This window comes from Nostoc sp. DSM 114160 (genome assembly GCF_053470305.1).
In genome coordinates, this window is the sequence record NZ_JBPFGO010000004.1 from 103,095 (window position 1) to 128,887 (window position 25,793).

A 25,793-nucleotide genomic window follows, 5' to 3' on the forward strand; every position below is an offset into this window, starting at 1 on the left:
TCAACATCAGCAATGCTTGCTTTGCTTAAGCCACAGCAGCAGCAGCACGATCGAAATAGCTAGCTATTTCAGATGACAAAGCACTGCAATCGCCTCTGGTGATATTGTTTGTATCGTTGACAATTGCCAAAGAAGCTTGTTTCAGCTTTTGAATACCAACAGCAACTGAAGCTCCTGGAGTTCCCAATGCCAAGTAGGTTTCCCGCAATCCATTGAGGGCACGATCGTCTAGTACGCTAGAATCGCCAGCAAAGATAGCGTAGGTGATATAGCGAAGAATGATGTCCAAGTCTCTGATACAAGCAGCTGCACGACGGCTGGTGTAAGCATTACCACCGGGAGTGATCAATTGGGGTTGTTCTGCCCACAAATCACGAGCCGCAGCAGCAACAAGAGCTGACGCATTGCTGGTAATACGGTTAACAGCATCTGCACGCTTGTTACCATCTTTGACTAGTTCGCTCAATGCATCCAATTGTGCATCAGAGAGATATTCGCCGCGTGTATCAGCTTGGGAAACTACTTTTGCAAATGCATCTAAAACCATTGCGTTAAATCTCCTAATTTGCTTGGTTAAGAATAATTGGACTCAAAACTGAATGGTTCAGTTGATTTTTGATGTCAGCACTGCCTGACGAGTTACGAAAGGTTTAAAACAGACATCCAAGAAATAAGTTTACGATCTCCAGGCTTTCAGATTAAAACTTTTGTTAAAAAACTTCAAACTTCTATGAACGACTGGAAAACCTGATTAAGATGTTGTTTTTTACTTCCAAGTTCTCTTTATACAATGCTGCTGCATCATATTTTATTACAAATTATTGTTATGTTTGTGAAAATTATTTACATAACTTCATATTTTGGTCTCTGTTTAGTTTATAAGCCGAACGCTGCTCTTGTGGGAGGGCAATAGATATTGTAGTTACTGTCACTTTGTAGTTATGTCTTATATGTCTTATGTAAAATTACTCAAATTTATTTTGGAGAAAGGCAATAACGCGCTTGAATGCTTGGGAATCTTGGTAAAGAAAGCCATGACCGCCCTTAAAGAACTCTAAGTACGAACCTGGTATCTGTTTGTGCATTGCCTCAAGATTGGCAGGAGGAGATATGCCATCGTGATGACCGCCGCAGATATAGACAGGAATATGCAGTTGAGAAAGTCGATTATAGGTATCGTGAGCAGCACGAGCCTCAAGCTGGCGACGACGGCCAACTTCACGACTTGGTTCGTCTGTACCCGCTTGAGAAACTGCTAGTGTCAGCTTTACTAATTCCTGAAATTGTGTAGTTCGGCTAGAGAGCCAAGCTTCCTCTTGCCAACGGGTATCAGCAATTGTGATTTGCCGATGAGCTAGTTTTTCAGCAGCAAGGTTTGCGAGTTCGTGTAGTGGATATGACGACCCACCAGCACCGCCACTACTAGTACAGGCCAAAACAAGACGTTTAACGCGGTGCGGATAGCGCAGTGCCAACTCTTGGGCTACCATACCCCCAAAGGAAATTCCGATGACATGAGCGTTCTCCCACCCAACTGCATTTAACAAAGAGTCTGCATCAGCGGCGTAATCTGCTATGGTATAAGGAATATCAGGTTTTGAAGTTTGACCCAGACCGCGCTGATCGTAGGCTAAGATTTCAAAGTGTGGGGCTAGTGGTGAGTCAAAAATAGTCGGCGATCGCTGCAAATCTCCTCCAGTACCACTGATACTGAGTAGGCGTTGACCAGTGCCACGAATCTCATAATACATTTGCAGGTCGCGAACAGATACAAATGGCATAAGTATTTTTACTGATGAAATTCGGCGAATTTGGCTCAAGAAGCGATCGCAATATCTCTAAATAAGCATCCTCTTTTTATCCTCACTGGATGTTGTTGCATTGAAGAGCTGCTAGATCCCCGACTTCTTTAAGAAGTCGGGGATCTGAACACCACTAATCTCTCAAAACTTTTGGGACAGACTACTAATTTCTACCAAACACACTGCCAAGGGCACGCGCCATATTTTGCGGCTGCATTGCATCCATTGCGGCGGTGGGTTCGTAACCACAATGAACCATACAATCGGCACACTTAGGATTACCACTCTTCTGGCCGTATTGACTCCAGTCAGTTTGTGCCAGTAATTCCTTAAAAGTAGAGTAATAACCTTCGTTCAGCAGATAGCAAGGTTTTTGCCAACCGAGAACGCTATAACTAGGGCTACCCCAAGGCGTGCATTCGTAGTCCTTATCACCCGTGAGAAAATCTAGGAACAACGGATTGTGATTGAAGTTCCAATTTTTTTCACCACTTTTGTAGGGAGCCAGAATTTGCCGGAAGAGGGCGCGGGTTTGTTCGCGGTGGAGAAAATGATCTTGATCTGGTGCCCACTCATAACTGTAACCGGGAGAAATCATCATCCCGTCAGTATTTAGTGTTTCCAGAAAGTTGAAGAACTCTTGCATATCTTTAGGTTCAGTACCTTCAAAGATAGTGGTGTTAGTTGTAACACGAAAGCCTTTAGCTTTAGCGGCACGAATGGCTTTGACAGCAATATCAAAAACACCTTTACGATCGACGCAGCGATCGTGTAATTCCCGCATTCCATCTAAATGCACGCTGAAAGTGAGGTAAGGAGAAGGTTGAAACTTATCCAGGCTCTTTTCTAATAACAAACCATTAGTACACAAGTAAATATATTTCTTGCGCTCAATTAATCCCTGGACAATCTCATCAATTTGGGGATGTAGCAGAGGTTCTCCACCAGGAATGGAGACAACTGGTGCGCCACACTCTTCCACAGCGGCAAAACACTGTTCTGGGGTGAGATTTTGCTTTAATATTTCCTTCGGATGTTGGATTTTACCACAACCAGTACAAGCGAGATTACACCGAAAAAGAGGTTCTAACATCAACACTAAGGGGAAGCGTTTGCGTCCTTTCAAACGCTGTGTAACAAGATACTTCCCAATATCCATAGCTTGTTGTAGATTAACTGCCATTGTTGCGATCGCTCCTCTTTTAAAGATAAATGCACCACTTTCTCAACCCCAAGATTTATCTGTGGGGTCTTCAATTTTGAATGCGTGAATTTTGAATTTTGAATTTCCCAGAGGGGTTGACATATCCCTGAACAACAAACCAATCCACAGCATCTTTGAGTGCGGCGTTCAGCGAAGATTGGGGTAGACCCCAATTCTCGTACAGCCTTTGAAGCATTGTAATACATAGGTTGTTTCGCCATCCGAACGCCATCTAATGGTACTGAGGGCGATTTACCCAATGGTGCGAGAATTTTTTCATCAACCCAGGCAACACTCAGGGGCAACCAAGCGGGTACTGTTTGTTGAGGTGCGCTCAGACCTGTGATATCGGCGAGTTGTTCGAGTAGTTGCTTAAGACTGAGGTTTTGATGACCTAAGATATAGCGATCGCCAGATTTACCCCGTTGCAAAGCCAGTAAATGCCCCCATGCCACATCCCGCACGTCGATAAAATTTAGACCAGTGTCCAAGTAAAAGGGCATTTGCCGTCGTAAAAACCGCAAGATTATATCACCCGTCGGGGTAGGTTTGATATCCAACGAGCCAATCGGACTGCTGGGATTGACAATAACTACCTCCTGACCTGTAGCAACGGCTTGCATAGCTTCTTGTTCAGCCAAAAACTTAGACTTTTTATAGTCACCCACCAACTTTTCTAAAGGACTCTGATGTGTTTCATCCACAACTTCCCCTGACGCTCCTACCCCAATCGCTGCTACTGAACTTGTGTAGACAGTGCGTTCAATGTTAGCCTTGCGAGCTGCTGCCAACACATTGCGCGTACCCAGGACATTGTAACGGTGGAGTAATTCTCGGTCTGTCTGCCAGAGGGAATAATGAGCTGCTACATGAAATAAATATTGACAACCTCCCATCTGTTGCCAAAGATTTGGATCGTTCAAATCGCCTTTGACAATTTCCACCTCTAAACCGCGTAAATTCTCCAAATTGCTGCTATGGCGTACCAGTGCTTTGACGGCATATCCCTGTTGCAGTAACAACCGTACCAAATGAGCACCAATAAAACCCGTCCCCCCGGTGACAAAAACCTGCATCAACTTGCCCCCTGCTCCCCTGCTCCCCTGCTCCCCTTCTTAAATCGGGGAAACCAATCATCCAAAATTGTGTAGACTACAGGCACAACAATCAAACTGAGAATAGTTGAAGTTACTAATCCACCTGCGATCGCTACAGCCATCGGCGATCGCAATTCGGAACCAGCACCCAAACCCAAAGCGATCGGCAGCATCCCTAAAATAGTCGAGGCCGTGGTCATCATAATTGGTCTGAGGCGCACTACTCCGGTGTTGAGAATCGCCTCTGTACGGTCTAAGCCAGCATTGCGTAACTGGTTGATATAATCTACAAGCAAAATCGCATTTTTATTTGCCAGCCCCAGCAAAAAGACGAAACCGATCAATGAGATCATACCAAAGTCGCTCTTGGTAATTAGTAGCGCCAACATCGCCCCCACTAGTGCTAAAGGCAAAGAGACACCAATAACTAAAGGGTCTACCCAGCTTTTGAATAGTAAAATTAGTACCACAACAATGCACAAGGCAGATAGAGCTAAAGTACTGCCGAAACTGCTAAAAACCTTATTTTGGTTAGCAGAGTCTCCTCCTAAATTTAAAGAAACATTAGAGGGTAACACCGCGTTTGCTTCAGCTACCACTTTGTCGGTGGCATCACCCAAAGACAGATCCTTGCCAAGATTAGCACTGATGTAGGCTACGCGCTGATTATTCAGACGCTCGATCTGAAAAACCGTGCCCTGTGGATTCGTTTCACCTGTAACTGTGACATCAGCGAATCCCGGTAGCCTTTGAATCCTTTCTTTAATGGCTTTGACTGCTTTGCTCAAAGCTTGGAGATTATCACCTTGTAATGCTATTTGCAGGGGTTTTTGACCGCCAGAATCGACAAATTGAATATCTTCAACACTAGTAGTTACCCCAGAAAGAACAGGTAAGGAGGAGCGCAACTGGGTCTTGTAATTCCGCAGTTGCGATCGTGCGATTTTCCTTTAACTTTACGTATAGTGTCCCTTTATTCGGCTCACCCTCACGAGAACCAACGGTGGTAAATACCGTTTCAACTGCCGGTGATTTTCTCACAACCTCTTCTAGTTTCTTCGCAACCACAAGAGAATCATTTAAAGGATTGGGAATTGAGGATTGGGGATTGGGGATTAGAGATTGGGGACTAGGAATATCACTCCCTTGTCCTCCTTGTCCTCCTTGTCCCCCTTGTCCTCCTTGTCCCCCTTGTCCCCCTCTGCCCAAATCAGGGATACTCGGCAAAGGAGCCGTATAAGCAATATTAAATTCGCCGCGATCGAGTTTGGGAATAAATCCTTTGGGAATTAGTGGAATCAGTGCTATACCTGCGATGAAACTGAGTGCAGCTAACCCGATAACTATCTTGCGATGATTTAAAGACCAACTGAGCAAATTTCTGTAAGATTGGGTAAACGCCACCCAGATTTTTGCTTCTCTACGCGGGGAGAGCGAGGATTTCGGTTTGAGCCAGTAGATAGCCAGAACTGGAGATAAAGTCCGAGCAACTAGCATAGAAGCAAGCATCGCCGCAGATACAGTGATGCCAAAAGGCTTGAAGAACTGACCAATTACCCCACCCATTAAACCTATGGGTAGAAAAACTGCTACTGCTGTTAAAGTGGCGGCGGTAACTGTCAACCCAATCTCATTTGTCGCTAAAAGCGCTGCTTGGCGAGGAGTTTCTCCATCTTCAACGTGTCGCATGATGTTTTCCACATCCACGATCGCATCATCAACAATGCTACCAATCACCAAAGCTAAAGCCAGCAGGGTGATTGTTTCTAGGTTGAAGCCGAAAATCGCCATGACGATAAATGTCGCCAGCAAAGACGTGGGAATCGCCAAGGCAGAAATCAGAGTTGCCCGCCAATTCCATAAAAAAGGAAAAATTACCACTATTGACAACAAGACGGCTTCCAGTAAAGCATCGATGGTTGACTGGGTGGCTTGGCGGATATATTCTGCTTGGGTGGCAGCTAAGGTAAGTTTGACATCTTTGAGGGTTGAGCGTAGCCTTTGAACTTCTTTCTCAACCCGACTCACTACTTCCAAAGTATTAGCATTACCGCGTTTGATTACCTGAAATGCGAGTGCATCTTCACCGTTAAACCGGACTAATGTCGCCCCACCTTGGGGGATTGTTGCACTCGCATTCGCTGGATTTATCGAAGGAGTTGCAGTCGCAGCGCCTAGTAGTGAGACTTTTAATACTCCTGGTAATTTAGCGATCGCACTAACAATCTCATCTTGCGCTAACTTCGTCAAATCTTTGAGATTCCGTGTAGGACTCTCTATGGCATAACTAATGGCGGCTGACTCGTTTAGATTCAGGGGAATAATTTTAGAAGTCGCTCCTTGAGGTAGAGCTAACTGCTTCAGGGCAGTTTCAACCTTTTTGGTTGATGTTTCTAAATTCGTCCCAACGACAAAAGAGAGGCTAACGGCTGTTTGACTAGGATAGGTGGATGAGCGGATAACCTCCAGTCCTTCAAGGGAGCGGAGGCGTTCTTCTAGGGGTTTGGTGAGCTTCGCTTCGGTATCCAGGGCAGTTGTCAGGGGAGCTGTAGCATTTACAACCACTACTGGAAAAGTAATATCTGGAAACAAGGCATATTTAAGGGAACTGAAAGCCAGAACACCAGCTACCGTTACGGCAATCCAAAAACTCACCGTCAGCCACGAAAATTGAATCGCCAATTTGGAAATATTGAAGAGTTCTCGTGCGGATTTGGAGTTATGAAGCTTTACCATCTTGGAAAATTATCGTGTGGATGACACAATTATTTAGTCATGCTACAGCAATCATCTTCGGTTTGCTAATTTTTGGTTACTACTAAACGGCAATATTACTTATTATCACTCAGAGATAGCAATCCTATTTGATTTGTGAAAATGGGCGGTGTTCAGATCCCGACTTCTCAAAGAAGTCGGGGATCTAATTTGGAAGTCCCTTAAAACTTGAAACTATCGAGAGAGCTAGTGTCTAATTTTTTGCCCATCAACACAATTCTGGTGCCTCAAGGAGCAGAATATAAAGCTGTGTGTCGCGGATTAAGCGGCGTTACTGGCTTCATGCCAACAGTATTAGCCATACCTGTTGGCATGAAACCTTTACTCAAATACCTGCAACAAGGACAATTTCTGACTCCAAAATCCAGAGTCCTAATTATGGGTATATGTGGCAGCTTGAGCGATCGCTATACAGTTGGCGATCTTGTGCTGTATCAAAATTGTATTTATCAGGAGAAACAGCAAGAATGCGATCGCACTTTCACAGCACAATTGCACTCTTTCATACCAGAACAAGGCACATTAGTCAAGTCACTAACAAGCGATCGGGTGATTTGGTCTGCTGCCGAAAAACGTCATTTAGGTAAGACTTTGGCGGCTGATGTTGTAGATATGGAAGGATTTACCGCTTTAGAATTTTTCAATGCGGCTGAGGTGTCTGTGGCAATGCTACGAGTAGTTAGCGACGATTGTCAGCATAATATCCCCGATCTTACACCAGCAATTAACTCTGACGGCTCTCTAAACCCTTTGCCGTTAGCGATCGCCATGCTTCGACAACCTTTTGCCGCTACTCGGTTGATTCGAGGTTCATTGACAGCATTAAAGATATTAGAGCAAGTTACAAATCGGCTCTTTTCTGGCAATCAGCTGGAATAATTTGTTGCAGAATTAATGGCACACAGTTATTTGAGTTGAGCATTCAGCAAACTAGAAACAGCCTATTTTTTACGTTGCTGACTGTTTTGAGAACACTTCAAATCTGCGCCATGCCCCCATCGACGAAGAGTTCGATGCCGTTGACAAAGCTGCTGTCATCGGATGCAAGGAAGACAACAGCTTTGGCAATCTCGTCTGGCGTACCCACCCGCCCAAGGGGGATATTGACAGCCTGACTTGCTACAAATTCCTGCACTTGCTCCTCGGTCAGTCCCAGAAGATTGTAGCCAGGAGTAGGCACAACACCAGGGCTGATAGCATTGACACGAATTTTGCGCTCTTTGAGGTCGAGTGTCCAGTTGCGTGCAAACGAGCGCACGGCGGCTTTGGTGGCGCTGTAAACGCTGAATGCTGGGTTGCCTTTAATAGAAGTAATCGAAGCATTGAGAATAATTGAAGCTCCCTCTGACAACAAAGGCAATGCCTTCTGCACAGTGAAAAGCAGACCTTTGACGTTGGTGTTAAAGGTTTTGTCAAAGTGTTCCTCAGTTATCGATCCAAGCGGGGCAAGTTCCCCACCTCCAGCATTGGCGAAAATGATCTCAAGGCGACCTTTCTCTTGCTCAATTGTGGTGTAAAGGCGATCGAGGTCTGCAAGAAGAGAGACATCGCTTTGAACGCCAGTGACGTTTTTACCGATCTCTTTGACGGCGGCATCAAGTTCATGCTGACGACGACCTGTGATGAAAACATACGCACCTTCGGCGACGAATCGCTTGGCAGTCGCAAGACCGATGCCGCTGGTGCCACCTGTAATGAGCGCGACTTTTTCTGAGAGCTTTTGTGACATAACGATGTTCTTTTGAATAAGGTTTAGTGATTGTGAGTCCGATCGCATATCGTTCAAGCTGTAAACCCACCATCGATCAAATGGCTGGCATCAGGAGCTTTGGTGGGCATAATAGTTACCAACTAAATGCTTATTTACCAATCGATACAAAAAGTATCCCTTGATTAAGTCTTGGTGTCAAGGAAGTTTTATACTTATAGGTATGAAAGCGGAAAAATCTAATTAAGTCGCAAGGAAATCCTTGCGCTTTCGATATTGACGAAGCCTGAGAGCAAGCTTTGCATATGTTTTGGCGCAAGAACTATCTAGGAGCATCCCTTATAAAGCTAACTGAGGCGATCGGCATTAACCGTTTGAGCCGAATAGCACGCTTGTAAAGCCCAAAGGTTTGTGTTGTCTTGTTCCCAGCCTCCAGGCTGGGAATATATTTAAAAGAAGCTCTGCCTCTTGTCAAGCTACTGGAGGCGGAGCCTCCAAGAATGAGTTAAGAGCTTAAAAACTGGGAACCAGTCAAATCAAGGGCTGTATCTTTTCTTAGTACCATTCCTGTCTGAGCTTCTATGTTAAGCTAATGCGCCTACATATTGCACAAACTCCGTTAAGACCGTCATTAGTCATTAGTCATTTGTGTTTACCAAGGACAAATGACTAATGACAATTGACTTAGGACAACCTTCACCAGTTGATGCGCTTTTCTTTTTGCGTAACAGCTTACCTTTGCTAATAAGAAAACTTTATTCCGCGTCTTTAATTTACTAAAACCTTAGCTCAGGGTCTCTATAAGCTTGCATTTTTTGACTTTATTTATAACATTAATTGCATTCGATTAATCGAATGCAATATCTATCAAAAAGACCAAAGAAACTAAGAGTTTATTATTTGTATACGTCTAGATTGATGGAAAAAATATTTATAACTAGCTGATTGATTAATTGATATAACAATTAAATTTTGTTTTTAAAAAATCGTATTATCAAGCTTTTTTACAATTTAATATTAAATTTGGATAACTACTGACAGTATAAAATTCAATAGAATTACGATCGTTAAATAGTTTATAAAATAAGTTTTACAGAAACTTTATCATAATGCATATTAAGTAAGAGTCTAGATTGGGAAACATAATATATAACCTTGTCAGGGTTGGGTTCCATGAGAGCTAATTTTACTGGAATGTGAATTAAAAATACTTTTTTCTCAGAATAGCTCGGAACTAATTTACCAACTATCAAACAAAATCTATGAAGCTCAATCACAAGCTCAATCTATACTCGTTCCTAGCTAGTTTTCCATTACTCAAAAAAAGCTACACTGCTAAAATCATGTTGGTGGCATTTTTGGGTACTCACATACCACTTCTAAGCTTACTCTTGAGTTTCGTGATCTCAAACTCCTATTCCTTGGAGATGGCGATTCGAGTTATGCTTATTGCTCTGTTGGCTACCTTAGCGGGTACAGCCGCCACCCTCTACGCACTACACCACCTGCTCAAACCAGTTATTTTGACATCTGCGGCATTGCACAATTATCTAAACACCAAAACCTTACCTAAATTGCCCACAGATTTTGCTGATGAAGCCGGTACATTGATGGCGGATACTTCACAAACTCTTTACAAATTAGATGAATTAATTCATTACATCAGTAATTATGACGATCTAACTGGATTACCCAATCGCGATCTATTTCGCGATCGCCTCCATCAGACTCTATCTCAACCTGAAAATAATCAGCGCTTTGTAGCAGTCTTTTTGTTGGGTATTGATGATTTCACTGCTATGAGTCATGGTTTGGAGCATGAAACAACAAATTTGTTGTTAAGAGCAGTAGCTCAGAGGTTATCAGTCTGTATGACACAAACAGATATTTTTGCCCATTTGAGTGGAGATGAATTTGCCATTGCCCATATAGACATTATTTCTTTTGAAAGTGTGATTAAGCTATCTCAGATGGTATTAAGTACCCTGAGCAAACCTTTTTCTATACAGGGTAACTTGATTCATATTACCGCCAGCATCGGCATCACAATTAATGGAATAAATGAGCGTAATAGCGTAGATCAACTTTTGCAACAGGCTCATATCGCACTGTACCAGGCGAAGCAGCAAGGGCGTAGCAAATACCAATTCTATTCACCAGAAATTAATGCTCAGTTGCAGGAGCGAATAACTTTAGAAAATGAATTACGTGGAGCGCTTGAGCGCAATGAAATGCTGGTTTATTATCAACCTCTGATTGATTTACACAGCGGACAAATTACAGCTATGGAAGCGTTGGTTCGCTGGCAGCATCCTACATTAGGTTTGGTTTCGCCAACAAAATTTATTCCCATTGCTGAAGCCAATGGTTTGATCCTACCAATTGGTGAGTGGGTCTTGCGAACTGCTTGTGCCCAAAACCGTGCTTGGCAGCTTGCTGGATTTAACCCAATTCGGATGTCTGTAAATCTGTCAGCCCGACAGTTTGAACTACCGAATCTGGTTGAGGTTGTCAGTCAAATTCTTGAGGAAACTGGACTCCAAGTATCTTACCTGGAATTGGAAGTGACAGAAAGCTTCTTGATGGCTGATATGGAGCGATCGGTTAAAACCTTAAAACAATTACGAGAACTGGGTATATGCTTGGCTCTAGATGACTTCGGTACTGGTTATTCCTCCCTCAACTACTTGAAGCGCTTTCCTGTGAATATGCTCAAGATCGATCGCTCATTTGTACAGGATGTCACATCCAATCCTGATAGTGCCGCCGTCACGAATGCAATTATTGCCCTGGCAAAAAGCCTGCGGTTGAACATCACGGCAGAGGGTGTGGAAACCCAAGAACAGCTTGACTACCTGAAAATGCTGGGATGTGATGAAGGGTCAGGGTTACTACTTCAGTTGCCCTGTACCAGCCGATCTAATTACCCCGATGTTGCAGAAAACTTTTCAGCAGATGGAGAAAATTCCAGCACAAGTGGATGCCTAAGCCAGAAAATACACCCCTGATAACGTTTCACTTAAATATTTGCTAGAAATGATTATCAGGGGGCAGGTTAAGGAGGCAGCTATGCTGAAGGAATTCCCATAAATAGATTTAGACTTGCGCCGTGAGCCTCAGCCAAACGGAGATTTAACAAGGAAGCTGTATTTCTTGTGCCCAGTTAATAAAATACATATTTTTTTATTTTTCATAAATAAATTTAGTTGCTCTCATATCAAGTCTGGCTAATTAGTTATGATTCCCGAATCTATGCAAAAACCCAAAAACCCTTCCCCTCTGCCCCCCTGCCCCTCTGCTGCCTTAATGATAAGTCTTTAACCGGACATGATATCAGACCATTTTGCCTCCAGAGAAAATTCTTTTCTAAAACCTCCTGCCCCCTGCCTCCTGCCTCCTGCCTTTCTTCAATGACATAAGCAGAGAAATCCAGGATTAATCAGACCAATAAAAGGTTATTTATTTTGAAACTGTAGAAAGCTTTGCAACCATGTGAGCACGAGATGAAACCTCAAGCTTGCGAAACATCCTTTTTAAAGCTTGCTTGACAGAGTTTTCAGTAATCCAAAGTTCAGCACTAATTTCTGCATTGGTTTGTCCTTGAGCCACCAAGGAAGCAATTTGCATTTCACGAGCCGTTAAACGCTTTGTCTGTAATAGTGGTTGTTGCAATCGCGTCATTGCCACCCAAGTAGAAATATGCAGACAAAGCGCACTCAAATCTGTAAGATTTTGTGAATCAAATGCAGGCATTCCCTGCTTACGAGTAAAACCTACCACGCCTACTAACTGCCCATTACTGACAATTGGCCCTGCCATGACGTGCCAGTGATCGGCGCGAGGACAAATCAACCTCCACGTCTTAGGTTCTACTACTAAAGCTTCATGAACAGGGGCATGATGTTCTAGCAAATAGCGTGCAACTGGGTTGTGTTGGGGTGATAATGCGATTTCCACTGCTTTTTGAAGCTTGCTGTTAGCTAGAGAAATTTGAGCAAAGAAAAACAGCCCACCTCGTGTAGCTGAAAAATATTCACTCATTTCTGTGGATATGTGCGATCGCAATGTCTCTTCATCTTTAGCTTGAGCAATTGCATGAAATAGAGCTTGTAAGGCAATCATGATTGGCAAATTGTACCCTTTCGAGGTCTAGGCGCAGTATAGCAACCAGACCTATCTTAGCTTTAGTCACACCAAGTCTTTTCCTTTGTTTGCTTTTTTTGGATTACTTAACCATGACTCTAAATCCTGGCATTGATGATACACAGATATCCGGGCGCTGGATTCAAATTAGTTTTTTTATCGCAGTAGTGTTTTTTAATCTGTGTTTAGCAACCCAAGTATTCAGTGTTGGACTGGCTTACTTTTACAACTCTGATTGGTGGAACCTACATATCTGGCTCGTGCGAGGATATAGCGGACTCTCACTAATTTTGTTGATATGGGTGTTTCTGATGCCGTTTCCTTCAAGAGTCCAGCGCCTTACAGCAGGTATTCCAGTGCTGCTAGGACTGCAATTTCTCACAATTCACTTGAAGACTTCTTTTCCTTTAGCAGTCTTCCATCCACTTATCGGCTTTTCTTTATTCTCTATTTCTACAACCCTAGTTCATCGAACATTTCGCATTGTATTTCCTAACCACAACCAAGACTAAATCCTTAACTTTCAATTCTTTAAGGATAGATTTCATAGCAACTTTCATCAGGAGATTGATTCATGACTTACTCACAAAAACATATTATTGGCTTGGTACTTTATCCTGGCATGACAGCACTTGATATTGTCGGACCCCAGACAGTTTTTAATTCGCTTCCTAATGTCCAGATCCACCGCATCTGGAAAGCTTTAGACCCGATCAAAACCGATGATGGAATGGTGATTTTGCCCGATACCACCTTTGAAAATTGCCCACCTTTAGACGCGATCTGCGTCGGCGGCGGTTTAGGACAGAGTGCAGTAGTAAACGATCCAGAAGTGCTTGAGTTTTTCCACAAACAGGGGAGCACAGCAAAGTTCATCACCTCTGTGTGCGGCGGGGTCTGAGTTTTTAGCGAAGGCAGGACTACTACAAGGCTATCGAGCGGCGACTCACTGGATGATGCGTGAACAACTCGCAACGTTGGGCGTTGAGGTCGGAACGGAGCGAGTTGTGATAGACCGAAATCGCATAACTGGTGGGGGGGTTACGGCAGGCATTGATTTTGGTCTAACGATCGCTGAAGTGCTTTGTGGTGACGAAGCCGCCAAGATCGCTCAACTATTAATGGAGTACGATCCAGCCCCTCCATTCGATGTCGGTTCACCCGAAAAAGCGGGGGCTGAGTTAGTCAATAAAGCAATGTTATATGCTACGGGGACATTGGGTTTAAACGTAAAATAGGCAGTCTGACATGACCACAAATTCGGAAATTGAACGTGTTCTCACACGTTGGATACAAATCCGTTTTTATACGACTTAAATCGTCTTTAACCTCTGCTTGATTGCTCAGTTATTAACGATTGGGGTTGCCTAGTTCAACGATCCTGCTTGGTGGACTATTCATGTTTGGCTCGTGCGACGAGGGTACAATGGACTGTCCTTTTTATTACTAGGAGGGTTGTTGAGCGCCCCATTTTCGGACAGAAGTTGTGGGTATAGAGCAGCATTAGCATAAAAAAATGTATCGAGATGCGCTATCGACGCGATCCAACGTTTCTCCTGCTTCCTGAATTTGGATGCTCTCAATAATCCCAATAACCGCACCTTTACCGACGGACACCACTACCGCCATCAAGATTAAAATCTCTTAACCTTTCGTTACAATAAAGACATTGAGAAGGACAAAAGCAAACCTCTCGAAGCTGAAATCAAAGGTGAACGACATGAATGGCACAATTCGCGTTGGTAATCTCTTCGGAATTCCCTTCTATATCCATCCGTCATGGTTTTTAGTTCTGGGTTTGGTAACTTGGAGCTATAGCAGTGGACTGGCGGCGCAATTTCCCCAATTATCTGCGGGATTAGCTTTGCTACTAGGATTGATGACAGCGCTGATGTTATTTGCCTCTGTCGTCGCCCATGAATTAGGCCACAGTTTTGTTGCGATTCGTCAGGGAATTGATGTCAAATCCATCACACTGTTTATATTTGGCGGTTTGGCGAGCTTAGAAAAAGAGTCGAAAACTCCAGGTGAAGCTTTCTGGGTAGCGATCGCCGGGCCAATGGTAAGCTTACTATTGTGCGGTATCGTTACAGCGATTGGTGTTACTACTGCTGCATCAGGGCCGTTAGCTGCAATTCTTGGTGTTCTAGCTTCCGTTAACTTGGCATTAGCACTGTTTAACCTGATTCCTGGCTTGCCTTTAGATGGCGGTAATATACTGAAAGCCATAGTTTGGAAAATTACAGGTAATCCTTATCAAGGTGTAACCTTTGCGAGTCGAGTTGGGCAAATTTTTGGTTGGGTAGCAATTCTTTCAGGCGTACTTCCCCTACTATTATTTGGCAGCGCCGATAACTTCTGGAACTTGTTAATTGGCTTCTTCTTGTTGCAAAATGCTGGTAATTCGGCTCAATTTGCCAGAGTCCAAGAAAAACTCACAGGTTTGACAGCCGAAGATGCTGTAACTCATGACAGCCCGATTGTATCTGCTAATCTTACCTTAAGAGAGTTTGCCGATGAGCGAGTCATCAGCGGGCAAAACTGGCATCGGTTCTTAGTGACTGATGATGATGGACAATTAGTAGGTGCGATCGCAATTGATAATTTAAGAACCATCCCCACAGCACTGTGGTCAGAAACTCAAGTTAAACAAGTCATGCGACCAATTACTGAATCTACCACAGTCCAATCAGATCGACCTCTGCTGGAAGTCATGCAGTTACTCGAACAACAAAAACTATCTGTGCTTCCCGTGATTCGCGAAAATGGCGTCCTAGTTGGAATCTTAGAAAAAGCTGCAATTATCCAGCTACTTCAAAACCGAACCCAACCTAACCCTGCATAAAGATGCAATTCATCGGAATCAAAAAACGCTAAACCCTTGTAGAGACGCAACAAATCGCGTCTCTACATTTTTATCACCCAAATTTTTGATTGCGTGAAAAAACCCCGTACAATTGAAAGAACTTTCTTGACTGTTGCCTTTTATCTGTCTCGGTAAATAAGTTCAAAAATCAAATCGGATTGTTATGTAGCACTCCTATTTAATTTTTGAACAAAACTGAGTATATATCTATTCTCTATTTCCTATATTTTTTTTCCAAGAATTTTTGCGAGATATCAGGTATATCCCTAGCAATGATAGACCCAACACTGATGCAGGTTCGGGTATAGTTTTGATTTTGGCATAAATAGCTGTTGTAGTTGTAGCTTCTTCAAGAGCCTTAATACTTATCTGGCGACCGTCTAGATTAAAACCGATTAACTCAAGGGTATATTTATTACTTCCAAAGGTGAAACTGCGATTACTCAAATTTGTATCTAAAAATACCAAGTCTGCACTCTTCTCAGGATCTTTTGGGTCGTTAAGTGTATTTACTAAACGCAAGTTGAAGTCAAAAACTTGGCTGGTTCCCACAGGGGGGCTGAAAGATACATTGAGATTTAAAGGTACAAATTCAACGCTTGAACCAGTGTTTACTGTTCCATTAAAGTAAGTCAAATCAGCTATTTTGAATACAGAGTTAATGTCCGCAGCAAATGAAGTTCCATTAGAGGTTAGTTTATTTGGAAGTCCTGACAATGACGACGAATTAACTTTACCCCAAGTAAATGCGTTACTTCCCACACCTGTATATATGGGATTAGTATCAGTGCTTCCTGGAGTAGGATTTCCCCATGTCGCACTAGAGATGCCAGAAAAAGTTAGAGCTTGTGCTTGACCAGAGAAACTAAATCCTGTGGCCGAACTCACAAAAAAACTAGATATAGCAGTAGCAAAAACAAAGCTTAGTTTCATAATTCTAGGTTTAAACGTTCATTCTGGAGCTTCTTTCAAGTAGGTATTCAGTCTACCTTAGTAAATTTACGGAAAATACGCCAATGTCTTCTTGTATTTTTTATAAAATATTTATGTGTATTTCAAAATAATTTAATGAATAATTTATATTTATGAAGTTAAAATTATGAATTGTTAAAATATATTTCACTAGTTTGTAATTAGTAAAACAGTAAACCGATTGTAAAATTTCCCTAACACGCTACCTCTCAGCAAGAGTGGAGACTTTAAGGGAAGTCAAAGGCGGATTAGGGTTCTTTTTTGATTTATGCAAGAAGTCTAGTAATTACGCAGGCAATTACGTAGGCGTAGCCCGTCGTAAACATCGCTACCTTACTTGACTTACCAATAAATTGTCAAGCTGATATGAAGTTACAGTTTTTTGACATTCTCCGCACTATGGGGAGGAATGGGATTCACAATTTTGATAAAATCTCTGGTAACAACTGGCTAGGAACTTTAGATAAAGCCAGATTTTGTCCCTGTATGCCTAACTCATTATGAAAAGCACGAATAGTTTTCACCACATAAGCAAAGGTTGTTTGATAAGCCTCTGGTTGTTTACTTAATCCGTTTAAGGCTTGCAAATGGTTATCTAATGCTACTTCTAAGTGTTGAGAGCGTGTCGCTTTGTCAATATTAAAAGACTTATCTATTACTAGCTGATAATGTGCTAGTCCCAGGTTATTGTGAGAGGCAAGCAAATCAAAACTTAAAGAAGTACCGCTAAGTGAGTGAGCCAAAGCTATAGCTTCCTCGTAAGCATTGATACATAGTTGCAGATATTTTTGCCGTGCCTCTTTAGTAGTTTCAGATAGGTTTGCTAAATGCCAGTAGGCAGTACCCAGATTATTTTGTGTAGCGGCGCAGGCACTGGGAACATTAGCTGGAGTGCGATACTTGAGAGCTTCGCTATAAACGTCTATGGCTAGCTGGAGATTTTCGGCAGGTTGTTCGTATTGTGCCAGATTCCAAAACGCAGTACCGATATTGTTTTGAATCATGCCATACTTGAGCGGTTCCGCTTCCGGGTTGTAGTGTGCAAGTGCTTCATTGTAAGCTGCGATCGCTTTCTTTAAATGCACAATCGGTTGGTTGTATTGCCCTAAATGCCAGTAAGCAGTACCCAAATTATTTTGGCAAGCCGCATACTTTAATGAATCCATTTCAGCTGTACGGTAACTGAGTGCTTCACTGTAAGCCAAAATTGCTTGCTGCCAATTTTCCGATGGGTGAGAGAAACGAGCTAAATCACCATAGGCTGTCCCCAAATTATTTTGTACGCGAGCGTAAGTTTCCGAATGTGTCTGAGGCGAAATTATCTTTAACGCCAACTGATAAAATTCTATTGCCTGCTCTATATAAGTTTGTCCCTCTTCAGAATTGGGTGGTGTGCGGTATAGCATCCAGTAGAGTGTACCCAAATCATTCAAGATATCTGGGAGTTGCGGTGAGCTTTCGTCATAGCTAATTGCTTCCTGATAGGCAATAATTGCCACCATTAGGTTTTCTAGAGTTGCCTCTCCTTGCTCAATGCGAAGACGGTATAAAGTACCCAAGCGATGATAAGCCTCTGCCAGTATCTCCTCTGCAACAAGATTTTCGTGTAATTCTTCAATCTCCAATAAAATCTGCTGTGGTTGTAAGGAATCCTCTGTATTTTTGGTAGTACTTGTATTAATTGTTGCTGTTACTAGCTCCCTTAACTCACTGCTAATATGAGATAAAGACGATAGCGATTGATTATTACTTCCACTACCAGACCGATTTGTAGATTCCTGTTGTTGTGGCGTAGCCTTCAAGAAATCTGCTGTTGATGATGGAACTTCCTCAGTTTGGTGTACGCGATTCCCTTGTATCTCTACTGGAAAATCAGAATTATTTTCAAACTTGAACTCAGTAGCTGCGGTTCTAAGTTCTGCTTGGTTAGCTGATTCATCTAGAATCGACTGCTCAATATTTTCTAAATCCAAGCTTCCAGAACGTGAAAAACGTTCTGGATAGGCCAAATTCTGAGTTGCTGGTGTGGGTTCTCCAGCAAACACAAATACGCCAGTACGACAACGCCAAAACTGTGGTGCTGATTGCTTAATAGCCGACAACCAAGGACGTGGTATCCACAAAAGCAAATTAGATTCTAGGAATCGGCTGGATTCTTGTGTAGAGAAATATTGTTCGCTTAAGCGGAGATAGTGCAAAAATAAACGCTGTGTTGCAACTGGTTGCTTCGTAAGATGTTCCACACCGACAATCTGAAATGCTGGTACTGGAAAAGGTCTTCCAGGAGTATCTTTTGATGCCTCAACAATTGGCGGTGGGTAATTAGTCAACCATTGATTAATCTGGATTATAGGATTGGGATCGTTTAAATTCAAACGCAACGTGACTAATCGCGGATAAGCTGGAGTGCTATTTTCCTGAGCATTTGATGATTGATATAGCACTTGTCCAACAGGATAAGCCAATGTAGAATGCAAACGGGCTGCTACCTGATTCCTTAAGTATAAATCATCACAAACCGCCAAAAGAATTTGTCGTCGTAAGCCAAGACTTAAGGCAAGTTTCAGACGGTGGTATACTTGCCGATTCCAAGTAGAATTATTGTTGGGTGCAGTATCATTCACGCTCATAGCGGCTAAAAAGCCAAAACATAGTACATATCACCTTTCTGGGTGCATTCAAGTGGGCTAAAGTCATAATAAAAATGATTTTTAATAAGTAGATGTTGTGCTGCTGTGGATATATTGAGCCTTCAATTATAGTTGGAAAAATAAAGTATAATTATATACTTTCATTCCTGGTTCAATTTTAACAAAAAATAAAAAAGCAGGCCCCTCTTAAAATCGGAACCTGAAAAACTATACAAAAGATGAAGTTTTCTTAAAATGTTTTACGATCAGCTGCTCTTAGAAACAAAGAAGGCGACTAGAATCAAGCCGGCAACCAAAGCTGTAGCGGCAATTCCTAGTAAGAGATAAGTTCGCTTTTGCCCTTCTGTGGGAGGTTCTGCTTGATAAACCTTTGGTTCCCGGGCAAAATTATTCAGAAGACCGCCTTCTTCATTGGTATAGGGCATGAATGAATTCCTTTATCTTTATCGTTAATTTAATGTTACATAAATGCTAAATCTGGTCTTAAACTGCTAGATAAATCGTTACATTTTGGATTGGGGACAAGAGGCAGAGGAGCAGAGGGGCAGAGGGGAAAGACTTACTGCTACTTCTCCTCTGCTCCCCTGCTCCCCTGCCTCTCCAGTCCCCATTCCCTAACTTGTAATCGTCCCAGTTAGAGGTGAACTAGGACTGGCGTAATCTTTAATAGGCATTCTGCCGGCAAGATATGCTAGACGACCGGCGACTGTCGCTAAATTCATCGCATGAGCCATTGCTGCTGGTTTTGGAGAAAGAGCGATCGCACTATTAATCAACAAGGCATCTGCTCCCAATTCCATTGCTTGCGCGGCTTCTGAGGGTGAACCAATACCAGCATCTACCACCACTGGCACACCTGCATTTTCGATGATTATTTGGATATTGGCAGTTGTTTTCAGTCCTTGTCCAGAACCAATTGGTGATGCTAGAGGCATGACTGTCGCACAGCCTACCTCTTCTAAACGCTTGGCTAACATCGGATCAGCGTTGATATAGGGCAATACTGCAAAGCCTTCTTTAACTAGTTGTTCTGCTGCTTGCAATGTCCCAATCGGGTCTGGGAGTAAATACTTAAGGTCGGGTATTACTTCTAACTTTATAAAGTTATTATCTTCTTGCCCCAATAATTTCGCCATTTCTCGCCCTAAACGCGCCACCCGAATCGCCTCTTCGGCAGTTTGACAACCTGCGGTATTGGGTAACATCCAGATTTTCGTCCAATCTAAGGCTTCCGCTAAACCTTCATGTCCAGGAGCCTTGGTTTGTACCCGTCGGACTGCTACGGTGACAATTTGGCAATCGCTGGCGGCGACGCTTTGCTGCATTTCCTCAATACTGCGATACTTACCAGTTCCCGTCATCAAGCGAGATTGGAAGGTTTTGCCAGCGATAATCAATGGGGAATCGGTAGAGACGCAATTAATCGCGTCTGTGGGGAGTGAGGATATAGCAGAGTGATGTCCGTTAGAGAAATTGGCAGAGTGAGTCAGCATTGCGGTGGAGGTAGATGACAGGGACTGGAAGCGCGAATAGTGAAAATCAGCAAGTAGGGGGTCAAATTTTTGTTCTAAAATTAAATCGGCAATCAAAGCGGCAGTTACGGGCGCAAGTAGAATTCCGTTGCGGTAATGACCCGTAGCAAAGGTTAAATTTTGACAGTGGCTAGTGCCCAGGATGGGTAATTCATCAGGGGTAGTTGGGCGAAATCCCCACCAAAATTCCTGGATGGGATAATGCTTTAATTGGGGATACAGGCGAATGGCAGCTTGTAGTAATTTTTGAATACCTTCTGGGGTGTTGTTGGGGATAAAGCCAACATCTTCACTGGTTGCGCCAATAACCAGGCGATCGCGTCTTGGTACGATGTAAATATCCTGCCCAAATAAAACCCGCTTCAAAGGCAATTCCGGCGAAACTTCTGGTATCCGCACACTCAGCATTTGTCCTTTTCTGGGTAGCACGGGTAGCGGTAACAATTCATTTGACCAAGCACCTGAAGCTAAAACATAGTGCGCGGCGCGAATTATTCCAGCATTGGTTTGCACGCCAACCACTTGTCCCTGCTGCTGTAAAAATGCTTCTACTCTAATACCGTCTTTGAGTTCAACACCAACAGACTCAGCTGCCGTTCGCAATACCTGAGCTAGAGCTTTATTATCAACTTGAGCGTCTTCAGGATACCACCAGCCACCAACTACCTCGGCTCCCAATCCTGGTTGATATTGATGAATTGCCTCTTTGTTTAACCAGTAAGCCGGGGACTCTTCGCTAGCAGAGGGGCAGAGGGGCAGAGGGGCAGAGGAGAGGAGTTTTCCCTCCTCCCCTGCTCCCCTGCTCCCCTGCTCCCCTGCTTCTTCAAAAACAGGTGCAAGGATACCACAGGCGCGGTAGCCAGTATTTAAGCCGGTCAGTTCTTCTAATTTGCGCGTCCAGTCGGGATATAAAGCACGCGATCGCCAACACAAGGAACGCATTGCCTCATTAGCGATGTTTTCCGCATCTGGTGCCAACATCCCGGCGGCGGCGTGGGTAGCGGCAGCCTGAAAGTCACGACAAAGCACGGTGACGTTTGTCCCGCGCAATTTTAGTTCAATGGCGATCGCTAAACCAATAACGCCACCACCAATAATCACAGTCTCACTAATCATTAGTCATTAGTCATTAGTCATCTGTCATTAGCCATTTATCATTAGTACATAACTAATAACTCATAACTCATAACTCATAACTTATAACTTATAACTTGTAACTAAAGACGGGTCTGAAGACGGATCTGATCGTTACCACAAGGCGCGAATTGGTTCGTTGTTTTGATTTGTATTGCTAGATGGTGTGCTTGTTTCTGAAGAATTTGTATTGCCGTCTGTTGTACTGTCAGTTGAGTCATCGCTAGAATTCTGGGCAACGTTACTCCTGTTGTCAGGTCTTGGGGCTACAATAGAGCGCCTATTTTCGTTTGTTTGAGTTGTTTCGTTTCCTTCTGTTGCAGTTTCTTCATTCTTGCTGCCAGCACTGCTATTAACATTGATATTAGCTGGCAGGACTTCTGATTTCTTGTCACTAGGAGCGTTAGCAGTTTGTACGCCCATCGGAAAGTTGATGCCTAGTAATGTACCAAGCAGAATGGCTAAACCTCCAGCCATTAAAATTAAGGGTGTCCATCTACCCATCTTGTCTTAACTCCTTTTTAACCTTTTGGTGTCCACACTATTCGAGAACCTTGTCCCCAAAATCCATCAAACTTTGTCACTTTCACATCGCTTAAAACCTGAGTTTGACAGGCTAAACGTAAGTCTGTTGTAGGAGAATGGGGAGGAAGCGAACGCCGCGCAGGGGTCGCGCCAATTCGCTGCTGAGACTTTGCCCTCTACCTTAACCGCGCAGGTACCGCAACTGCCAATGCCCCGACAGTTTATTACCTTAGCACCGTCATTGTAGAGGTCAATACCATTTTGCAGCAAAATCTTGCGGAGATTGCTTCCATGCTCGCAATCAATTGTTTTACCTTCAGCTATTACTTTAGGCATTTTTAAGTTGCCAAACCGGCTTTTTGTTGTATATTGACACATTGCCTCGAAAGTTGTCTCGTCGGTCCCAGTTTTATGACCACAAATTCTTTACCTCAACTTTGGCTCTATGACACTACATTACGGGATGGCACTCAGCGCGAGGGGCTATCTGTATCGATAGAAGATAAGTTACGCATTGCCCGTAGACTCGATCGGCTGGGAATTCCCTTTATTGAAGGTGGTTGGCCTGGTGCCAATCCCAAGGATGTACAATTTTTCTGGCAACTCCAAGAAGATCCGCTCAAACAGGCTGAAATTGTTGCTTTTTGTTCGACTCGCCGCCCCAACTCCACTGCCGCCACCGAACCGATGCTACAAGATATTTTGGCGGCGGGAACTCGCTGGGTAACGATTTTTGGCAAGTCTTGGGATTTACATGTAACAACCGGACTCAAAACGACATTAGAAGAAAATTTGGCAATGATTCGCGACACCATTGAGTACCTCCGTTCTCAGAGTCGCCGGATTATCTACGATGCCGAACATTGGTTTGATGGCTATAAGCACAATCGAGATTATGCTTTACAGACATTAGAGGCTGCGATCGCCTCTGGTGCGGAATGGCTAGTCCTCTGTGATACCAATGGCGGCACTTTACCCCACGAAATTAGCCAAATTGTTCAAGATGTAGTCAAGGTGACTGGGGACTGGGGACTGGCGACTGGGAAAGACTCTTCCCAGTACCCAATCCCCAGTACCCAATCCCCAATCCCTCAAATTGGAATTCATACTCACAACGATTCGGAAATGGCGGTTGCTAACGCAATAGCCGCCGTGATGGCAGGGGCAAAGATGGTACAGGGCACAATTAATGGTTACGGTGAACGTTGCGGTAATGCTAACCTCTGTTCGTTAATTCCCAATTTACAACTGAAGGCGGGTTACAGTTGTATCACAGAAGACCAGCTCACAGAACTTACAGAAGCTAGTCGTTTTGTGAGTGAGGTCGTCAACCTGGCGCCAGATGAACACGCTCCCTTTGTGGGACGTTCGGCTTTTGCCCATAAGGGCGGTATTCATGTATCAGCTGTAGAACGTAATCCCCTAACTTACGAACACATTCAACCGGGACAAGTCGGGAATCGTCGGCGCATTGTGATTTCGGAACAGTCTGGACTGAGCAATGTTTTAGCCAAAGCCCGCAGTTTTGGGATTGAATTGGATCAACAAAAAGCAGAGGCTAGGGAAATTCTCCAGCGTCTCAAAGATTTGGAAAGTGAAGGATTTCAATTTGAAGCAGCAGAGGCTAGTTTTGTGTTGCTGATGCACGAAGCTTTGGGAGGCCGCCAAAAGTTTTTTGAAGTCAAAGGTTTTCAAGTCCACTGTGACTTGATTGAGGGAAAAGAAACTAGCAATGCCTTAGCTACAGTCAAAGTCGCTGTTGACGGCAAAAATATTTTGGAGGCGGCGGAAGGTAACGGGCCTGTTGCAGCTTTGGATGCAGCTTTACGCAAGGCTTTGGTGAACTTTTATCCTCAGATTGCAACTTTTGATTTGACAGATTACAAAGTGCGGATTCTCAACGGACATACGGGCACTGCGGCAAAAACTCGTGTGTTGGTAGAATCAGGCAATGGTCGTCAACGCTGGACGACGGTAGGAGTTTCCACCAATATTTTGGCGGCTTCCTATCAAGCGGTGGTGGAGGGCTTAGAATACGGTTTGTTGTTACATTCCCAAGCAGAAGCAGCTTTAAAGGCTTCTAGTTGACCGAAGAAGCAGGGGGGAGGGGGGCAGGGAGCAGGGGGAGCAAGCCCTTCCCTCCTGCCGTGGAGCGGAGCGGAACATGGGATATGTAGTGTAGGGAAAGTTTGCGTTTTTGGATGAAAAGGGGAAGCGATCGCTATTTGGCGATCGCTTCTTACGATCTATTAAAAATTTTTCTGCTTATATAGCGAAAAAGCAATTGTGAAAAGTAGCTCTACCAATTGCGCCATCCACCTTTAGGTGCAACTTCATTATTAGTAGACTTCAGCCCGTGATTTTGCAACAGAGTTTGATATTCGGTGCTGCTTGCCCAACGGTCAATTTCTCGCGCCCGCAGTACTGGCACTGGATGGGTTAATTGGGCTGTACGGGCAGCTTTGACCATTTCACCCAGTTCTGTCTTGCTAATATCATCGTAAGCGCGGGCTTGGGCAACAAAGGCATCGAGATTCAGTTGGGGCGCTAAGGTGGGAGAACCACCAGCCAACTTCATCAACACGGACATGACCACTTTCGGGTCTTGGGTTGCTAGTAATGCGGCGCGATCGCAGGTAAACTCAGCACAACGTACCCATTCCAAAAGTTGCGCCTGTATAGCTTGAGCCACAAAGGTTCCGACATTGGGCACAATCGCCGCAGCTAATATTAATAAATTTACAGGTGTCAAGTAAACGCTATGGTCACACTTGAGATGCCCTAACTCGTGGGCGATTACTGCTTGTATTTCCTCTGGTGTGAGGATATCAATCAGGGAAGTGTGTACCACCACAAAAGGCTGCTTACCCCGCACAGCAAAAGTATAAGCATTGGGAGCCGGATGTTGCCGGACGTACAACTGGGGAGGATCTATATCCAGGATTTTACAGGCATCTAACAATAGCTTGTATAAATCGGGTAGTTGCTTTTCACCCACCAAAATGCTAGAGGCAATATTTTCCACATAAAAAACTTGCTCTGCCATTGGCCCAAGCCAATTTCGCACCAACATATCTATGCCTGGTATCTGCTTGAGCGCTCTGGTAGCTTCCAGGTCTAATGGATGACGAAATGAGTCAGCTTTTAAACCAATCAGCGGGGTTTTGAAGAAGGACATAGTGCAACAAGCTATAAAAAAATACAACTATGGAATCTGGCTGGATAGATAAACAGCCTCCCACAGTTAGTATAACGATTTCAGTTGGGGGTTTCCTTTCTTGTATACTCGTAACTTTCGGGATTACTGCTCATTTCACCCCTTTGCTGCATACACCTACCGAGCAAATCCTCTCCTTTAGTGTCCGTTGCAGTTAATCTTGATTG

Annotated in this window: 15 protein-coding genes and 5 pseudogenes; 6 read left to right on the forward strand and 14 right to left on the reverse strand. The window is 43.7% G+C overall.

The window, feature by feature from the left end; genetic code table 11:
• Nucleotides 1–25: 25 nt before the first annotated feature.
• The 5 genes and pseudogenes from NSTCB13_RS32325 to NSTCB13_RS32345 form a co-directional block, all read right to left on the reverse strand.
• The gene (locus tag NSTCB13_RS32325) at nucleotides 26–547 is read right to left on the reverse strand and encodes a phycocyanin subunit beta (protein WP_099099077.1); all 522 of its coding nucleotides are present in this window, start codon (nucleotides 545–547) and stop codon (nucleotides 26–28) included.
• Nucleotides 548–965: 418 nt separating this feature from the next.
• Nucleotides 966–1,781, reverse strand: coding sequence for an alpha/beta fold hydrolase (locus tag NSTCB13_RS32330; protein ID WP_448275133.1), 816 nt, complete (start codon nucleotides 1,779–1,781; stop codon nucleotides 966–968).
• A 184-nt stretch (nucleotides 1,782–1,965) separates the two neighbouring features.
• Nucleotides 1,966–2,985, reverse strand: a complete 1,020-nt coding sequence (gene hpnH, locus NSTCB13_RS32335; RefSeq protein ID WP_445631665.1) for an adenosyl-hopene transferase HpnH — start codon at nucleotides 2,983–2,985, stop codon at nucleotides 1,966–1,968.
• Nucleotides 2,986–3,055: 70 nt separating this feature from the next.
• Nucleotides 3,056–4,082 (reverse strand): annotated as a pseudogene (gene hpnA / locus NSTCB13_RS32340) (hopanoid-associated sugar epimerase).
• Nucleotides 4,082–6,839: pseudogene (locus tag NSTCB13_RS32345) on the reverse strand (efflux RND transporter permease subunit). The pseudogenes hpnA and NSTCB13_RS32345 overlap by 1 nt, the downstream one beginning before the upstream one ends.
• A 228-nt stretch (nucleotides 6,840–7,067) precedes the next feature.
• Between NSTCB13_RS32345 and NSTCB13_RS32350 the strand changes: the two are divergent.
• Nucleotides 7,068–7,757: a 5'-methylthioadenosine/S-adenosylhomocysteine nucleosidase family protein gene (locus tag NSTCB13_RS32350; protein ID WP_448275135.1), complete on the forward strand. Its 690-nt coding sequence runs from the start codon at nucleotides 7,068–7,070 to the stop codon at nucleotides 7,755–7,757.
• 97 nt (nucleotides 7,758–7,854) lie between these two features.
• Here NSTCB13_RS32350 and NSTCB13_RS32355 read toward each other — a convergent pair whose 3' ends face one another.
• Nucleotides 7,855–8,607 (reverse strand): SDR family oxidoreductase, encoded by a 753-nt coding sequence (locus NSTCB13_RS32355; RefSeq protein WP_445631669.1) that lies wholly within the window; start codon nucleotides 8,605–8,607, stop codon nucleotides 7,855–7,857.
• Between the two features lie 1,241 nt (nucleotides 8,608–9,848).
• Here NSTCB13_RS32355 and NSTCB13_RS32360 point away from each other — a divergent pair.
• A pseudogene (locus NSTCB13_RS32360) lies at nucleotides 9,849–11,574 on the forward strand (putative bifunctional diguanylate cyclase/phosphodiesterase).
• 471 nt (nucleotides 11,575–12,045) lie between these two features.
• On the opposite strand, the gene NSTCB13_RS32365 reads toward NSTCB13_RS32360, so the two are convergent.
• Nucleotides 12,046–12,708 (reverse strand): LuxR C-terminal-related transcriptional regulator, encoded by a 663-nt coding sequence (locus tag NSTCB13_RS32365; RefSeq protein WP_445631671.1) that lies wholly within the window; start codon nucleotides 12,706–12,708, stop codon nucleotides 12,046–12,048.
• 113 nt (nucleotides 12,709–12,821) lie between these two features.
• On the opposite strand from NSTCB13_RS32365, the gene NSTCB13_RS32370 reads away from it, so the two are divergent.
• The 3 genes and pseudogenes from NSTCB13_RS32370 (at nucleotide 12,822) to NSTCB13_RS32380 (ending at nucleotide 15,574) form a co-directional block, all read left to right on the forward strand.
• A complete protein-coding gene (locus tag NSTCB13_RS32370) occupies nucleotides 12,822–13,241 on the forward strand; it encodes a DUF6220 domain-containing protein (protein WP_448275136.1) in 420 nt (139 codons plus the stop codon).
• A gap of 110 nt (nucleotides 13,242–13,351) precedes the next feature.
• A pseudogene (locus tag NSTCB13_RS32375) lies at nucleotides 13,352–13,967 on the forward strand (DJ-1/PfpI family protein).
• A 482-nt stretch (nucleotides 13,968–14,449) separates the two neighbouring features.
• On the forward strand, nucleotides 14,450–15,574 hold the full coding sequence (locus tag NSTCB13_RS32380) for a site-2 protease family protein (protein ID WP_448275137.1): 1,125 nt from the start codon (nucleotides 14,450–14,452) through the stop codon (nucleotides 15,572–15,574).
• 228 nt (nucleotides 15,575–15,802) lie between these two features.
• Here the strand turns inward: NSTCB13_RS32380 and NSTCB13_RS32385 are convergent, their stop codons facing one another.
• The 6 genes and pseudogenes from NSTCB13_RS32385 to NSTCB13_RS32410 all read right to left on the reverse strand — a co-directional run bounded on the left by NSTCB13_RS32385 (nucleotide 15,803) and on the right by NSTCB13_RS32410 (nucleotide 22,745).
• Nucleotides 15,803–16,528: a choice-of-anchor K domain-containing protein gene (locus NSTCB13_RS32385; protein WP_448275139.1), complete on the reverse strand. Its 726-nt coding sequence runs from the start codon at nucleotides 16,526–16,528 to the stop codon at nucleotides 15,803–15,805.
• A gap of 455 nt (nucleotides 16,529–16,983) precedes the next feature.
• On the reverse strand, nucleotides 16,984–19,197 hold the full coding sequence (locus tag NSTCB13_RS32390) for a tetratricopeptide repeat protein (RefSeq protein WP_448275140.1): 2,214 nt from the start codon (nucleotides 19,195–19,197) through the stop codon (nucleotides 16,984–16,986).
• Nucleotides 19,198–19,463: 266 nt separating this feature from the next.
• Nucleotides 19,464–19,643 (reverse strand): photosystem II assembly protein Psb34, encoded by a 180-nt coding sequence (psb34, locus tag NSTCB13_RS32395; RefSeq protein ID WP_322659602.1) that lies wholly within the window; start codon nucleotides 19,641–19,643, stop codon nucleotides 19,464–19,466.
• Nucleotides 19,644–19,832: 189 nt separating this feature from the next.
• The gene (thiO, locus tag NSTCB13_RS32400; protein ID WP_448275142.1) at nucleotides 19,833–21,866 is read right to left on the reverse strand and encodes a glycine oxidase ThiO; all 2,034 of its coding nucleotides are present in this window, start codon (nucleotides 21,864–21,866) and stop codon (nucleotides 19,833–19,835) included.
• Between the two features lie 132 nt (nucleotides 21,867–21,998).
• Nucleotides 21,999–22,388, reverse strand: a complete 390-nt coding sequence (locus tag NSTCB13_RS32405) for a hypothetical protein (RefSeq protein ID WP_445631678.1) — start codon at nucleotides 22,386–22,388, stop codon at nucleotides 21,999–22,001.
• Between the two features lie 17 nt (nucleotides 22,389–22,405).
• A pseudogene (locus tag NSTCB13_RS32410) lies at nucleotides 22,406–22,745 on the reverse strand (2Fe-2S iron-sulfur cluster-binding protein).
• 75 nt (nucleotides 22,746–22,820) lie between these two features.
• Between NSTCB13_RS32410 and cimA the strand changes: the two are divergent.
• Nucleotides 22,821–24,497, forward strand: a complete 1,677-nt coding sequence (gene cimA, locus NSTCB13_RS32415) for a citramalate synthase (protein WP_448275144.1) — start codon at nucleotides 22,821–22,823, stop codon at nucleotides 24,495–24,497.
• A 211-nt stretch (nucleotides 24,498–24,708) separates the two neighbouring features.
• Here the strand turns inward: cimA and NSTCB13_RS32420 are convergent, their stop codons facing one another.
• A complete protein-coding gene (locus NSTCB13_RS32420; protein ID WP_448275146.1) occupies nucleotides 24,709–25,587 on the reverse strand; it encodes a M48 family metallopeptidase in 879 nt (292 codons plus the stop codon).
• Nucleotides 25,588–25,793: the final 206 nt, after the last annotated feature.